Raw genomic sequence first — 13681 nt, forward strand, 5'->3', positions numbered from 1 at the left:
ACCGGCCGGATCGCGTGGCCGCCTCTCCCGAGCCACATGAAGGATCATTCATGTGTTCATGTACGATGAGTAAGATACCCCTCATGGGTCATGGAGCCGTCACCGCCGCGCAGGACGCCACCGAGCGCGTACGTCTGGACGCGGCCAACGTAGCCAAGGTGGCCACCACCCTCCAGGCCCTCTCCACCCCGTCCCGCCTGCTGATCCTGGCGCGGCTGCGGGAGGGCCCGCTCCCGGCCACCGAGTTGGCGGCGGAGGTGGGCATGGAGCAGTCCGCCTGCTCGCACCAGCTGCGCCTGCTGCGCAATCTCGGCCTGGTGGTGGGCGAGCGGCGCGGCCGGTCGGTCGTGTACGCGCTGCACGACCACCATGTCGCCGAACTGCTCGACCAGGCCGTGTATCACGTGGAGCATCTGCGCCTGGGCATCAGCGACGCGACCGAGTGACGGCGCCACCGCCCGGTTCCGCCAGGCTCGGGGGCTGAGCTCGGCGACGCTACGACGTCCCCCGCAGCTGTTGGATGGTTCCGCCCAGCTCGGGGCGGAGCTCCTCCAGCAACTCCGGTTTGGCGCTGACCACCCAGCGGGGGCCGACGAGGTACTTCCCGCCGTACACGGCGGCCGCGTCCAACCAGGTCCGCTTGTACTTCTCCTGCGGGAACGTCGTGATGAGGTAGTCGCCCCTCTTCGAGTGACAGACGCCCTCGCGCAACTCGTCCGCCTCGGTCCGGATCTTGACCTCGCAGCCCGTCAGACCGGCGATGACCTCGACCTTCGCCGGTGCCACGACGCCGGCCACGGTGGCGGAGACGTTCGTCGGGCTGCTCTTCGCGGCGGCCTTCTCGTCCTCCCCGCCGCCGCACGCGGTGGCCAGGAGGAGGAGGACTGCGCTGCCGGCCGTCGCGATGCGGCCCCCGCTTCTGCTGCTTCCTGCGCTTCCTGCGCTTCCTCGGTGTGCCTGCACGAAGAGTGGTACGGGTCAGCGCCGGGAGCCGTTCACCTCGTGCGTCACGCGGGCCCCATCGGCAGCCAGCGCGCCAGATAGGCCCGCAGGCCCTCCAGTTGGGCACCGCGCGCGACATAGCCGAGGTGGCCGTCGGGGCGTACGAGTCCCTGGGCGACGTCCGGCCAGGGGCTCCGGTCGCCGAGGCGGTGCACGGTGATCAGGCCGGCCCGGCCGGTCAGGAGCGGGGCGAGCCGCTGGTCCGGCCACAGGTGCGGCGGTCCGGCCAGGAGCAGATGCCAGCCGGGGGCGGCGATCCGCGCCTGGAGCCCGTGCGGCAGGTCGGGCAGCCGGTCCCCGGCCCGCGGGCCGCGGCGGGGCGGCCGGGTGCCCGGCGTGGAGGCGGGGCTGCGGCGGTAGTGGATGCCGAGCTCGGAGACGGCACGGAAGACCCGCCGCCGCAGCGGCGTCGCACGCACCGCCAACGGGGCGACGTGCGGGGCGAGTCGGGCGCGGGCCAGCCGCAGCGCGGGATGCGGGCTGGTGCCGATGACGAAGGCACGGTCGGTGAACCGCCGTACGCCGCGGCCGACCGGCGCGCGCTCGATCCCGTACGTCTCCAGCAGCTCCTCCGGTGCTGCGCCCCGGCACACGAGGGCGATCTTCCAGCCCAGGTTGAGGGCGTCCTGGATGCCGATGTTCATGCCCTGCCCGCCGGCCGGACTGTGGATGTGGGCCGCGTCGCCGGCCAGGAAACAGGACCCGGACCGGTAGCGGACGGCGCCACGGTTGTGCAGCCGGAAGTCGGTCGTCCAGACGGGGTCCCGCAGCTCCAGTCCCCGCGCGCCGTACCGTACGGCGATCTCCCGCAGCAGCGGCAGCGTCACCTCGCCGAGCGGGGCGTCGGAGGGCCGCATGGCGAGCATGCGCCAGGGGGCGGGCGAGCCGAGGGGAAAGAAGAACAGCATCCCGGCGCCCGTCATGTACGAGTGCGCGGCGCCCGGTTCCAGCCCCGCCACGTCCAGGTCGGCGAGCAGGAAGGTCTGCGGATAGGCGTAGCCCTCGAAGTCGATGCCCGCCTGGGCGCGCACCGTGCTGTGGGCGCCGTCGCAGCCCACGACGTAGCGCGCGGCCACCGTCTCCTCCACGCCGTCGCGACGGCGCAGCCGGCAGCTGACCTGCCGGCCCTGCTGCTCCAGCCGGACCAGCTCGGTGCCGCGTTCGATCGGCACGCCGCGCGCGGCCAGGTGCTCACCGAGCACGCTCTCCGTCTCGGCCTGCGAGAGGAACAGCAGGAAGGGGTACGGCGTGTCGGCCGGCTCGATGTCGAAGAGCGGTACGGACACCGTGCGCCGGTTCAGATGCAGCCGCAGCCCCATCGCGGGATTGCCGCGCGCCACCAGCCGGTCGGTCACCCCGAAGCCCGCCAGTGCCTCCAGAGTGCGCGGCTGGACGGCGAGCGCCCGGGACTCGCGCACCCGGTCGTGGGAGCGGTCGACGATGCGGAACCTGCTCTGATGGGCGCGCAGTTGTGCGGCGAGCGCGAGCCCCGTGGGTCCCGCGCCGACCACCAGCACGTCCAGGGATGCCGTCATGTGTCCACGGTAGACAGCCGTATGGGAAAAACCAGATCAGGAGCCTGATCCTGGGAGTGGATCAGGCCCCTGACTGGTTTCCGGGGTGCCTGGGTGTCAGCTGGGTGGGATCTTCAGAGACGCCCGGCGGACCGTCTGCCACGGCCCGTACTCCACCGGTAGGTCGCGCCATGGGGCACCGGTCCGCACCCGCCGGGGATCCCCTCGATCAGGGTCCAGCACTGTCGCTGTCCACCTGGGAGATCCCCACGCCCACACCGCGGTCATCACAGCATGCGACGCGGCGAGAGGCACCTTTCCAGAACCTGACCTAGAAGGCGCTGTTGTCGCAGCCCATGGACGAACCGATGTGGGTGTCCTGCCCGCCCGAGTTGCCCTCGCCGTTGAGCGCGTTGCCGAGCACGCCGTTGAGGATGCCGACCTGGCCGAGGACATCGACGTTCAGGTCGTGCGACTTGCAGTGAGAGCTCTGCAGGACACTGACCTTGTCCCCGCCCTTCTTGCCGCCGTGACCGTCGAGACCCTGTGCGGTGGCGGTGCCGGCGCTCATGAGTCCGACGCTGCCAAGGGCGACGACCACGACGGCAGCCTTCTGAAGCTTGTGCATGTCATCTCCGATGGAGTGAGGAGGGTGCGATCCGTGACAGATCGACTTCGTACAGTGATGGCAGACTAATGGGTAATATTTCGAAATGTCCGCCGACGCGCCGGTATCAGTGATCTCGTCCCTCCCGCAGGCGTACAGGCGACGGCGTCAGTGGAGTTGCCGGTCGAACGCCTCGTACGCCCGGTCGTCGAAGAGCACGAACCGCACCTCTTCGACCGCTGTCGGTGTGCTCCGCACCGTCTCCACCGCGATCCGGGCCGCATCGTCCATCGGCCACCGGTACACACCGGTGGAGATCGCCGGGAACGCCACCGTCCGGGCGCCCAGTTCGTCGGCCACGCGAAGCGACTCCCGGTAGCAGGAGGCGAGAAGCGAAGGATCGCTGCCCGAAACCTGGTACACCGGGCCCACCGTGTGGATCACCCACCGCGCGTCCAGCTCCCCCGCCGTCGTGGCGACCGCCTGCCCCGTGGACAGGCCCTTGCCGTACCGGGAGGCACGCAGCTTGCGGCACTCGTCGAGGATGGCGGGGCCGCCGCGGCGGTGGATCGCGCCGTCGACTCCTCCCCCGCCGAGGAGGGAGGAGTTCGCGGCGTTGACGATCGCGTCGACGCTCTCGCGCGTGATGTCACCCCGGACGAGCCTGATCGTGGTCATGACTGTCTCTATAGCAGCGCGGTCCGGCCACCGCGCGTTCACTGCCAGGCGACCGGCAGCGAACGCACCCCGTGGACCGTGCTCGTCGAGAGGGCCAGCGACTCCGGCGGAGCCGTCATGCGCAGCGACGGAAGCCTGCGGAACAGGGTGGACAGGCCCAGGCGGAGTTCGGTGCGGGCCAGCGACTGACCGAGACACTGGTGCAGGCCGTGGCCGAAGGCGAGGTGGCCGCCGGCGTCGCGGCCGACGTCGAGGGTGTCGGGCTCGGGGTACACGGACGGGTCGCGGTTGGCGGCCTGCAGCGCCACCACCACGCCCTCGCCGGCGCGGATGCGGACCCCGGACAGTTCGACGTCCTTGGTGGCGACCCGTCGTATCCCGGAGTGGATGACGGTCAGATGGCGCAGGGGTTCCTCCACCGCCGCCGGCCACCGGGAGTCGTCGGCGCGCAGTGCGTCCAGTTGGGCCGGGTTCCGCAGCAGGGCGATCACGGCCAGCGGGAACATGTTCGACCGCACCTTACTCGCGGCCGTTGAGCGTTCAGGTACCTACCCCCCGGTAAGAGAAGTGACAAAGAAGACACGGGTTTTCCTTACCGTGATGCCTCAACCACCGGTAAACATGGGGCGTTTGAGCAGCCTCACGGCTCCTGTCGCAGCCGCCGCCACACCGCCTTGGCCGCGTTGTGCCCCGACATGCCGTGCACCCCGGGTCCGGGCGGGGTCGCCGACGAGCAGATGAAGACCGCCGGGTGCGGAGTGCCGTAGGGGAAGAGCGACAGCTTGGGGCGGAGCAGGAGCTGGAGTCCGGAGGCCGCGCCGGAGGCGATGTCGCCGCCGACGTAGTTGGCGTTGCGGGCGGCCAGTTCGGCCGGGCCCGCCGTGGCGCGGGCCAGGACACGGTCACGGAACCCCGGGGCGAAGCGCTCCAGTTGGCGCTCGATGGCGTCCGTGAGGTCTCCGGTCCAGCCGTTCGGCACATGTCCGTACGCCCAGAAGACCTGCTTGCCCTCGGGGGCCCGGGTGGGGTCGACGACGCTGGGCTGCACCGTGATCATGAACGGCCTGTCCGGCGCCCGGCCCTCGCGGGACGCCGCCCGCAGCGCGGTGCCGATCTCCGCGCTGTTCGCGCCGATCTGCACGGTGCCCGCGCGCCGGGCCTCCGGTGCGGTCCATGGCACCGGGCCGTCGAGCGCGTAGTCGATCTTGAAGGCGGCGGGGCCGTAGCGATAGCCCTCGTAGTAGCGGCCGAAGCCGGCGATGCGGGCCAGCGCGGTGGGTGAGGTGTCGAAGACGTAGGCACGCGCGGGCGGCAGGTCGTCGAGCCGCTTGACCTCGTAGTCGGTGTGGACGCTGCCGCCGAGGTCCTCCAGATACGCGGCGAGGGCGTCGGAGATCGACTGGGAGCCGCCGCGGGCCACGGGCCAGCCGCGGGCGTGCGCGGAGAGCGCGAAGACCAGGCCGATGGCGGTGGTGGCGAAGCCGCCGAGCGGGGCCATGACGTGCGCGACGAGGCCGGAGAACAGGGTCCTGGCTCGTTCGTCCCGGAAGAGGCGCATCAGCCAGGTCGACGGGGGCAGCCCGACCAGGCCGAAGCGGGCGAGGGTGACCGGGTCGCGCGGGAGCGCGGTGAGGGGAAGGGACATGAAGTCGCGGGCCAGGGTGTCCCACTTGGCCAGGAACGGCTCGACCAGCCTGCGGTACGTGCCCGCGTCGCGCGGGCCGAAGGAGGCGGCGGTCTCGGCGACGGACCGGGACAGCACGGCGGCGGTGCCGTCGGTGAAGGGGTGCGCCATGGGCAGCTCGGCATGCAGCCACTGAAGGCCGTAGCGGTCGAGCGGCATGGCGCGGAAGGCCGGCGAGTTGATGCCGAGGGGGTGCGCGGCGGAGCACGGGTCGTGCCGGAAGCCGGGCAGGGTCAGCTCTTCTGTGCGGGCTCCCCCTCCGACGGTGTCGCGGGCCTCGAACACCTCCACGGAGAAGCCGCGGCGGGCCAGCTCCACGGCAGCGGTCAGTCCGTTCGGCCCCGCACCCACCACGACCGCATCGAGCATCGACGGCACCTTCGGACTCCTTCGTCAGCCGACGGCCACTGAAGGATCAGGATATGCCGGGGCACTGACAGCGCCGGTGCCTACCGGTCGGCATGCGTCTGACCGGTACTTTCGCAGCAGGCGGCCGGGCGAGCCGGCCGGCGGCGCGGCAACCGCGCGACCTGCCCCCACACCCCCGCGGCCGCGATGCACCCGACCGGACGGAACTCTGCGGTGTCAGACCCCGCCCGCCAGCAGCTCCACCACCCGGCGGGCCGTGGCCGCATCCCGCGCCGCGGTGAACGGCAGCGCGTTGCCGCCGGTGATGCGGAACGGCTCGCCGGTGCGGGTAAGGGCCGTGCCGCCCGCCTCCTCGACCAGGAGCAGGCCCGCCGCGTGGTCCCAGGCGGCCTCCCAGCTGAACGCGGTGGCGTCCAACTCGCCCCGCGCGACGGCGAGATACTCCAGCCCCGCGGAGCCACACGCGCGAGGCCGCACGCCGTCCGTCCACAGAGCGAGCAGCGCGCGCTTCTCCTCGTCGGTCGTGTAGTCCGGGTGGGACGTGGCCACTTCGAGGTCCCGGCCGGGCTCCGGCGCCCCCGAGAACAGCCGCTCGCCGTCGAGGAAGGCGCCCTTGCCGCGTATCGCCGTGGCCAGTTGGTCGCGGGCGGGGGCGTACGTCCAGGAGGCGAGCAGGACGCCGTGCTGGGCGAGGGCGACCAGCGTGCAGAAGCCGGAGTCGCCGTGCACGAACTGGCGGGTGCCGTCGACGGGGTCGACGATCCAGACCGGGGCGTCGCCGCGTATCGCGTCGTACGTCACCGGGTTGGCGTGCACCGCCTCCTCGCCGACCACGACCGAGCCGGGCAGCAGGGCGCCGAGCACCTCGGTGAGGTACTGCTCGGCGAGCCGGTCGGCGTCGGTCACCAGGTCGTGCGGTCCGGCCTTCTGGTCGACCTCGTGCGCGGCGAGCTGCCGGAAGCGCGGCATGATCTCGGCCGCGGCCGCCTTGCGGACCGCTTCCTGCACGTCGGCCGAGTGCTGTGCGAGAAACTCTTCGATGGTTTCGTTGTTGTCGATCACCCTTCCATGAGAGCACGTCCCACTGACAAGCCCCGCCGCCCCGATGGCCACCGGATGGCGTCGACATGAACACGAGGGGGACGTATCGGCAGGTCAGAGGCGCTTCCAGCCGCTCCTCAGCGCCCGACCGCGTACCCCTGCATCCCCCGCGGGTTCGCCGCCGCCGACAGGACGCCGGTCCGCGGGTTCCTCGCGACGGCGCAGAGCCGGCCCTCCGACCAGGCGTCACCGACGGTCACCTCGTGACCACGCCGCCGTAGTTCCTCCACCACCTCGGCGTCCATCCGGGACTCCACGGTGACGCTCCCCGGTCGCATCCCGCGCGGATAGAAGGAGCCGGGGAAGCTGTCGTTGTGCCAGTTCGGGGCGTCGATCGCGCCCTGGAGGTCGAGGCCGCCGCGGACCTGGGCGCGCAGCGCCACGGCCAGGAAGAAGTGCAGCTGCCACTGGTCCTGCTGGTCCCCGCCGGGCGTCCCGAAGGCCATGACGGGCACCCCGTCGCGCAGGGCGATCGAGGGCGTGAGGGTCGTACGCGGGCGCCGCCCCGGCGTCAGCGAGTTCGGCAGGCCCTCTTCCAGCCAGGTCATCTGGAGCCGGGTGCCGAGCGGGAAGCCCAGTTCGGGCACGACCGGGTTGGACTGCAGCCAGCCGCCGCTCGGGGTGGCCGCGATCATGTTGCCCCAGCGGTCGACGACGTCGAGGTGGCAGGTGTCGCCACGGGTGCCTCCGTCGGCGGCCACGTCCGGCTCGCCCGGCACCGGGGAGGTCGGCCGCTTTGCGACCGTCGGTTCGCCGACGCCCAGCACGTCGAAGCCGGGTTCGTCGGTGGCCACCGCGTGCGCGTGCGCGCACAGCCGGGGGGTGCGTCCGCCCGGGCTGCCGGGCCGCAGCTCGTGGGACGCCTTCTCGCCGACGAGCTGCCGCCGGGCCGCGTTGTACGGTGCCGACAGCAGCTCGGCGAGCGGTACGTCGGCCGCGTCGCCGTACCAGGCCTCCCGGTCTGCCATGGCCAGCTTGCAGCCCTCGACCAGCAGATGGACGTACTCGGCGGATCCGTACCGGGGCAGCTCGGGCGGAAGCAGCGCGAGCTGCTGGAGGAGGACCGGGCCCTGGCTCCAGGGGCCGGCCTTGCACACGGTCCAGCCGTTCCAGTCGTACGTCGCCGGCGCCTCGTAGGTCGCGGACCAGCCGGCGAGGTCGGCGGCCGTGAGCGTGCCGCAGTGCCGCTGACCGCTGGTGTCCATGGTGGGCCGCCGGGCCTGCCGCACGAGCGCCTCGGCGATGAACCCGCCCTTCCACACCTCCCGCGCGGCCTCGATCTGCGCGACCCGGTCCCCGGCTCCGGCCACCTCGTCGAGCAGCCGCTTCCAGGTGGCGGCGAGGGCGGGGTTGCGGAACAGCTCCCCCGGCCGCGGCGCCTTCCCGCCCGGCAGATACACCTCGGCCGACGAGGTCCACTCCGTCTCGAACAGCTCCCGCACGGTCTCGACGGTCTCCCCGACCCGCTCCACGGGCGCGTGCCCGTGTTCGGCGTACCCGATGGCGTACTTGAGCACATCGGCGAGCGTCCGGGTCCCGTGGTCGCGCAGCAGCAGCATCCAGGCGTCGAAGGCACCGGGCACGGCGGCGGCGAGCGGCCCCGTCCCGGGCACGAGCTCCAGCCCGAGCCCCCGGTAGTGCGCGACGGTCGCCCCGGCGGGCGCGACGCCCTGCCCGCACAGCACCCGCACCGCACCGCCCGCGGGCGCGAGCAGGATGGGCACCTCGCCGGCCGGGCCGTTGAGGTGCGGCTCGACGACATGCAGCACGAAGGCGCCCGCGACGGCCGCGTCGTACGCGTTGCCGCCGTCCTCCAGCACCGCCATCGCCGACTGGGAGGCCAGCCAGTGGGTGGAGGACACCATGCCGAAGGTGCCCTGGAGGGTGGGGCGGGTCGTGAACATAGGGCCTCTCACCTCGCTGTTTACGTTCATCGGCCCGGCTGTCGGGCGCTCAGGACCGACCCTGGGGAGGATCGGGGGAGTTCGGGGCAGGGTCCTCCTCCGTCGACTCCCCCAGCAGGCTATCGATCGCCATGCGTCCCTTCTGCCCTGCCAGGCAACGCAAAGTGCTCCGTACCGTCCACGGCATGACGGTACGGAGCACGATCGAGGCGCGTGACCCATGAAGAGCGCGCCAAGAGCCTGACCGGTTGTCAGCAGGTACGGCCGACGTAGTGGGCGCCCTGGATTTTGTCGGCAGAGCCCAGCCAGGTCCTGCCGGGCGCGACACACCGCTCGTAGTCGGGGGCGTGGGCAACCCTGACCTGGATGACCACCCGTGAGCCGTCGGAGGTGCAGTGGTTGTAGTAGGCGTCGGAGCTGGTCTCGTAGAAGCCGCACGGGTCGGCTGCCGCGGGGCTCGCGTGGGCGGTCACCGCGCCGAGGGACGTGAGCACGAGGGCGGCGGAACCGAGCGCGCCGGTCACGATTCGACGAAGGCTCAAGGGGGACTCCTTGTCCAGTGGAGGCGACAGGACCGGAAGGCCTGTGTCTGCCCATCGGGTGGATACCCGGACAAGGATGGCCGTGTGGCCCAGCGCGGTTGATCGAACAGCGCGCCGTTCACCTGGCGAATCGTTCGACCTGTACGTCGATGGGATGATCTTGTCGTGGATCTCGGCCCAGCCTGGGCACGAGTGGGTACAGGGTCTCCTGGTGGCGAAAGACCGCGTAGCCAGGGGGGCGGGCGGACGGGCTGACCCAGGCGCCTGCCGTAGATGCGGACGTTCCTGTCCGGGATGTCGAGCGCCTCTTCCACCGCGACCACGCGCCCTCGGCGTCCACCGGGTACGCCTCGATCTGCGCCCTGTCTGCGAGGCGCTGCCGAAGTGCGTGTACCGCCGGTCGCTCGTGATTGCTGTTCATCCCGTGAGTACATCTCTCGTGCCGACGAGGTCCGCCCCCGGCCCACCCCAATCCGTCCGCCCCCTACTCACTCGACCCGCTGATCCCCACTGCGCGCCGTCACCAGCCCCGACTCGTAGGCGAACACCACGAGCTGCGCCCGGTCCCGTGCCCCCAGCTTCGTCATCGCTCTGCTGATGTGGGTCTTCGCGGTGAACGGGCTGATGACCATGTGCGCGGCGATCTCCTCGTTGGTGAGGCCGCGTGCCGCCAGCGCGGTGACCTCGCGCTCGCGGCGGGTCAGGCACTCCAGGCCGGGAGGGGTGGCACGGTCCGGGGGCCGTGACACGAACTCGCCGATCAGGGTGCGGGTCACCGACGGGGACAGCAGCGCCTCCCCGCCCGCCACCACCTGGATCGCCTGGAGCAGGTCGGCCGGTTCGGTGTCCTTCAGGAGGAAGCCGCTCGCACCGGCGCGCAGGGCCTCGAAGACGTACTCGTCGTGGCCGTAGTTCGTCAGGATCACCACACGGACCGGCGACAGCGCCGGGTCCTCGGCGATCCTGCGCGTCGCCTCGATGCCCGTCATCACCGGCATCTGTACGTCGATCAGCGCGATGTCGGGCACCCGGGCCCGGATCAGCTCCAGGCCCTGTGCGCCGTCCGCCGCCTCGCCGACCACTTCGACGCCGTCCTCGGCCTCCAGGAGCGCTCTGAAGCCCGCCCGCATCAGCGCCTGGTCGTCGACCAGCGCCACCCTGATCACGTCGTCCGTCATGCCGCCTCCCCCAGCGGCAGCCGAGCCCGCACCGCGAAGCCGCCGTCCGCGCGCGGTCCGGCGTCCAGGGTGCCGCCGAGGGCCGTGACGCGTTCCCGCATGCCGGTCAGGCCGATGCCGGGGGTGGGCGGACTGGACGGGTCGGCGGTGCCGTCGTCCTCGACGTCGATCGTCAACTCGCCGTCGGCATAGCCCAGTCGGACGACCACCTTCGCGGGGCCCGCGTGCCGCGCCGCGTTCGTCAGGGCCTCCTGGACGATGCGGTACATCGCCCGGTCGACCGTCGCCGCCAGCGGCCGCTCCTCCCCCGTCACCGTCAGTTCGACCGCGAGGCCCGCGGCCCGCGCCCGCTCCACGAGCAGCGCCGGGGTACCGGTCGGCTCGTCCGTGCGCAGCACCTCCAGGGTGGCGCGCAGCTCGCGCATGGCCTCGCCGCTCGCCTCCTGGATGGCGAGCAGCGCGGGCGGTATCTCCTCGCCGCGCTTGCGGGCCAGGTGCACGGCGACGCCCGCCTGGAGCTTGACGATCGAGATGCTGTGGGTGAGGGAGTCGTGCAAGTCCCTGGCTATGCGCAGGCGTTCCTCGCCCGCCCGGCGCAACGCCGCCTCCTCCCGGGTGCGTTCGGCCTCCAGCGCGCGCTGTTCGGTCTGGCGCAGATACGCCTGCCAGTTGCTGTCGGCCAGGCCCGTCACCACCGCGCACAGGAACCAGCCGGCGAGGAGCAGCGCCTCGCGCGCCACGGACGCGCTCGCCGAGCCGGCCGCCACATAGCCGCCGAGGAAGACGGCGGCGGCCGCGGCGGCGGTGCCCCGGTACCCGGTCCGTCCCGCGGTGTGCACCGCGCCCACGACGGGGAGGGCCATGATGGTCGAGGGCCCCGCGTGGACGACCTCGGCGAGCAGGCAGGCGGTGGTGACGGCGAGCACCACGCGCGGAGCCGCGCGGCGCGCGGCGAGGGCCAGCGAACCGACCGCGATCAGCGCGAGGTCCACGGACCCGTCACGGCCGCCCGCCCGGGCGACGAGCACGACGATCGCGCCGACCACGACCGCGACGGCCGCGTCGACGAGCCGCTCGCGTGTGATCCGACTCCCGTCCATGCCCGCACAGTAGACCGCGCCACCGACAGTGACGTCCCCCCTGTGGACGGCTCGGCGGCTACTCCCCACGCAGTAGTCGCCGGCACCGCCCAGCCCGGCCGTCGCAGCACCGACTGCCTTCGGCGGTACGACGACCCGGGCCGCCCCGGCGGCGCACGCTACTGCCCATGCCCACACCCTTCCGATACACCGAGCCCCTCCCGCCCAAGTCGGCCACCGGCACCGTCGCCGAGGTGTACGCGCAACTCGCCCTCGACTTCGGCATCGCCGAGCCCTCCACCTTCGTGGTCCTGTCCTCCGCTCCCGAACTCCTCGCCCCCACCTGGGCGTTGCTGCGGGAGTCGCTCATCGCGGGGGCCGGCAGCCGGACCGGCAAGGAACTGGTGGCCCTCGGGGTGTCCCTCGCCAACAAGTGCCCCTTCTGCGTGGACGCGCACACCGTGCTGCTGCACGCCACCGGCGACCACGCGCTCGCGGAGCGGCTGGCACGCGGTGAGGCCCCGCGCAGCGAGGAGCACGCGCGCGTGCTCGCCTGGGGGCAGCACACGCGCGTGCCCGGCGCCGCCCTGGAGCCGTACCCCTTCCCGCGCGAGCACGCCCCCGCCTACCTGGGCACCGCCCTGACCTTCCACTTCATCAACCGGATCGCGTCGGCCCTGCTGACCGAGAACCTGCTGCCGGCGGGCGCCCAGCGGTTCCGCGCGGTGCGCAGCCTCGCGGGCCGCACGCTCGCCCGGACCGTGCGCCGGCCCGCCCGGCCCGGTCTGGCCCTCGCACTGCTCGACCACCCCGATGCCGGCGAAGCCCCCGCATGGGCGGGCGGCACACCCGTCGGCCTCGCGTACGCGGCGCTGCTCAGGGCGGCCCTGTCGGGCGCCGGCCTCCTCGACACCGACGACCAGGAACTGGTGGAGGCGATCCTTCAGGACTGGGACGGGGCGCATCCGCCGCTCTCCCTGAGCGGCTTCCCGGACCGGCGGGAGCGTCCCGGGGCGCGCCTCGCGCTGCTGGCCGCCCTCGCGCCGTATCGCATCACGGACGAGGACGTGGCGGCCTGGCGGCGGCCGGAGCACACCGACCACTGTCTGGTGCACCTCGTGGCATACGGGGCGTTCCTCGCCGTGGACCGGATCGAAAGCTCCTTTTCCGCCCAAATCAGCCAGGAGGCCGTGTAACTCGCCCAGGACACCACGTAATTACGGCCCGCCCGTAACGGCGCCTGCACGGAGCGAGTTCGCACTTCCGCCTCACAGTCAGTCATGTGACACTGGCGTCCCGTCCGCAGTGCGGACTCCCTCCGCACCGTCCCCCACGAAAAGTGCGCCGTGCGTTCTCTTCCCTTGCCGCTCGCCCTCACCGCGCGTCTGTCCCCCGTCGTCGTGCTCGCCGCGGCGGGCTGGGCACTGTCGTCCGGTACGTTCGCCGCGACTCCGGCCGCCGCCGACCGGGCCACGCAGAAGAGTGGCGAGGAGTCGCCCTCGGCCCCTGCGACGCAAGCGGTGTCGAAGACGTACACCACCGCTCCCGCGCCGTGCGACAGCCTCGCCGCGAAGTCGGTCAAGTCGCTCGTGCCGGGCGCCAAGACGGCCGGCAAGGAGATCCCGTCGACCGATTCCAAGTTGCGCCGCACCTGTTCGTGGAACGCGCTCAAGGGCTACGACTACCGGTGGCTGGATGTGTCCTTCGAGATCACGGAGTCGGACGAGGCGGCGGAGAAGTCCTTCAAGGAGCGCATCGCGGCCAAGAGCGGCGGAGGCGACGTCCCGGGTGTCGGTGACGCGGGCTACTCCGTCGTGAATCTCACCACCGAGGACAAGCAGCAGACCCGGGAGGGCATGGTGCTGGTCCGCGCGGCCAACGCGCTGGTCTCCGTCACGTACAGCGGCAGTGACTTCGAGTCGAAGCAGGCGCCCGGCACCGACGAGATCAACAAGGGCGCCATCAAGGCGGCCAAGGAGGCGGTCAGGGCACTGGAGGGCGGCCAGTAGCGCCGGCCGCCCTC

14 protein-coding genes are annotated in these 13681 nt (G+C 72.2%); 3 read left to right on the plus strand and 11 right to left on the minus strand.

The genetic code is table 11. The features are described 5' to 3' along the window. The first annotated feature begins 83 nt into the window (after positions 1–83). Positions 84–446 (plus strand): ArsR/SmtB family transcription factor, encoded by a 363-nt coding sequence (locus AQI70_RS12965; RefSeq protein ID WP_062147904.1) that lies wholly within the window; start codon positions 84–86, stop codon positions 444–446. A gap of 49 nt (positions 447–495) precedes the next feature. On the opposite strand, the gene AQI70_RS12970 is transcribed toward AQI70_RS12965, so the two are convergent. The 11 genes from AQI70_RS12970 to AQI70_RS13020 form a co-directional block, all read right to left on the minus strand. Then, on the minus strand, positions 496–906 hold the full coding sequence (locus AQI70_RS12970; RefSeq protein WP_062148356.1) for a hypothetical protein: 411 nt from the start codon (positions 904–906) through the stop codon (positions 496–498). A 101-nt stretch (positions 907–1007) separates the two neighbouring features. After that, positions 1008–2537: an FAD-dependent monooxygenase gene (locus AQI70_RS12975; RefSeq protein ID WP_062147907.1), complete on the minus strand. Its 1530-nt coding sequence runs from the start codon at positions 2535–2537 to the stop codon at positions 1008–1010. A gap of 310 nt (positions 2538–2847) precedes the next feature. Then, positions 2848–3144 carry a hypothetical protein gene (locus tag AQI70_RS12980; RefSeq protein ID WP_062147910.1) on the minus strand — a complete coding sequence of 99 codons (297 nt, stop codon included), beginning with the start codon at positions 3142–3144 and terminating at the stop codon, positions 2848–2850. 147 nt (positions 3145–3291) lie between these two features. Next, positions 3292–3801 (minus strand): O-acetyl-ADP-ribose deacetylase, encoded by a 510-nt coding sequence (locus tag AQI70_RS12985; RefSeq protein WP_062147913.1) that lies wholly within the window; start codon positions 3799–3801, stop codon positions 3292–3294. 38 nt (positions 3802–3839) lie between these two features. Then, on the minus strand, positions 3840–4307 hold the full coding sequence (locus AQI70_RS12990; RefSeq protein ID WP_079051263.1) for a cytochrome P450: 468 nt from the start codon (positions 4305–4307) through the stop codon (positions 3840–3842). A 134-nt stretch (positions 4308–4441) separates the two neighbouring features. After that, on the minus strand, positions 4442–5854 hold the full coding sequence (locus AQI70_RS12995; protein WP_062148360.1) for a phytoene desaturase family protein: 1413 nt from the start codon (positions 5852–5854) through the stop codon (positions 4442–4444). Positions 5855–6070: 216 nt separating this feature from the next. Then, positions 6071–6916 carry an inositol monophosphatase family protein gene (locus AQI70_RS13000; protein ID WP_062147916.1) on the minus strand — a complete coding sequence of 282 codons (846 nt, stop codon included), beginning with the start codon at positions 6914–6916 and terminating at the stop codon, positions 6071–6073. Positions 6917–7032: 116 nt separating this feature from the next. Then, positions 7033–8859 (minus strand): gamma-glutamyltransferase family protein, encoded by a 1827-nt coding sequence (locus tag AQI70_RS13005; RefSeq protein ID WP_062147919.1) that lies wholly within the window; start codon positions 8857–8859, stop codon positions 7033–7035. 251 nt (positions 8860–9110) lie between these two features. Beyond that, positions 9111–9383, minus strand: a complete 273-nt coding sequence (locus tag AQI70_RS13010) for a DUF6355 family natural product biosynthesis protein (protein ID WP_208607359.1) — start codon at positions 9381–9383, stop codon at positions 9111–9113. A gap of 506 nt (positions 9384–9889) precedes the next feature. After that, a complete protein-coding gene (locus tag AQI70_RS13015) occupies positions 9890–10579 on the minus strand; it encodes a response regulator (RefSeq protein ID WP_062147923.1) in 690 nt (229 codons plus the stop codon). Next, positions 10576–11679, minus strand: coding sequence for a sensor histidine kinase (locus AQI70_RS13020; RefSeq protein ID WP_062147926.1), 1104 nt, complete (start codon positions 11677–11679; stop codon positions 10576–10578). Before AQI70_RS13020 ends, AQI70_RS13015 begins: the two co-directional genes overlap by 4 nt. 167 nt (positions 11680–11846) lie before the next feature. On the opposite strand from AQI70_RS13020, the gene AQI70_RS13025 reads away from it, so the two are divergent. Beyond that, complete coding sequence (locus tag AQI70_RS13025) at positions 11847–12854, plus strand: carboxymuconolactone decarboxylase family protein (RefSeq protein WP_062147929.1); 1008 nt, start codon at positions 11847–11849, stop codon at positions 12852–12854. A gap of 150 nt (positions 12855–13004) precedes the next feature. Continuing rightward, entirely contained in the window at positions 13005–13667 is a 663-nt protein-coding gene (locus tag AQI70_RS13030; RefSeq protein ID WP_062147931.1) for a hypothetical protein, read from the plus strand. The last annotated feature ends 14 nt before the right edge of the window (positions 13668–13681 follow it).

The sequence above is a fragment of the Streptomyces curacoi genome, assembly GCF_001513975.1.
Taxonomy (GTDB): Bacteria; Actinomycetota; Actinomycetes; order Streptomycetales; family Streptomycetaceae; genus Streptomyces; species Streptomyces curacoi.

Excerpts from the sequence above, each read along its gene's own strand:
- AQI70_RS12965 (WP_062147904.1), top strand. The coding sequence starts at position 84 with ATGGGTCATGGAGCCGTCACCGCCGCGCAGGACGCCACCGAGCGCGTA.
- AQI70_RS12990 (WP_079051263.1), bottom strand. The coding sequence starts at position 4,307 with ATGTTCCCGCTGGCCGTGATCGCCCTGCTGCGGAACCCGGCCCAACTG.
- AQI70_RS13005 (WP_062147919.1), bottom strand. The coding sequence starts at position 8,859 with ATGTTCACGACCCGCCCCACCCTCCAGGGCACCTTCGGCATGGTGTCC.
- AQI70_RS12995 (WP_062148360.1), bottom strand. The coding sequence starts at position 5,854 with ATGCTCGATGCGGTCGTGGTGGGTGCGGGGCCGAACGGACTGACCGCT.
- AQI70_RS12980 (WP_062147910.1), bottom strand. The coding sequence starts at position 3,144 with ATGCACAAGCTTCAGAAGGCTGCCGTCGTGGTCGTCGCCCTTGGCAGC.
- AQI70_RS12985 (WP_062147913.1), bottom strand. The coding sequence starts at position 3,801 with ATGACCACGATCAGGCTCGTCCGGGGTGACATCACGCGCGAGAGCGTC.
- AQI70_RS13025 (WP_062147929.1), top strand. The coding sequence starts at position 11,847 with ATGCCCACACCCTTCCGATACACCGAGCCCCTCCCGCCCAAGTCGGCC.
- AQI70_RS13015 (WP_062147923.1), bottom strand. The coding sequence starts at position 10,579 with ATGACGGACGACGTGATCAGGGTGGCGCTGGTCGACGACCAGGCGCTG.
- AQI70_RS12975 (WP_062147907.1), bottom strand. The coding sequence starts at position 2,537 with ATGACGGCATCCCTGGACGTGCTGGTGGTCGGCGCGGGACCCACGGGG.
- AQI70_RS13020 (WP_062147926.1), bottom strand. The coding sequence starts at position 11,679 with ATGGACGGGAGTCGGATCACACGCGAGCGGCTCGTCGACGCGGCCGTC.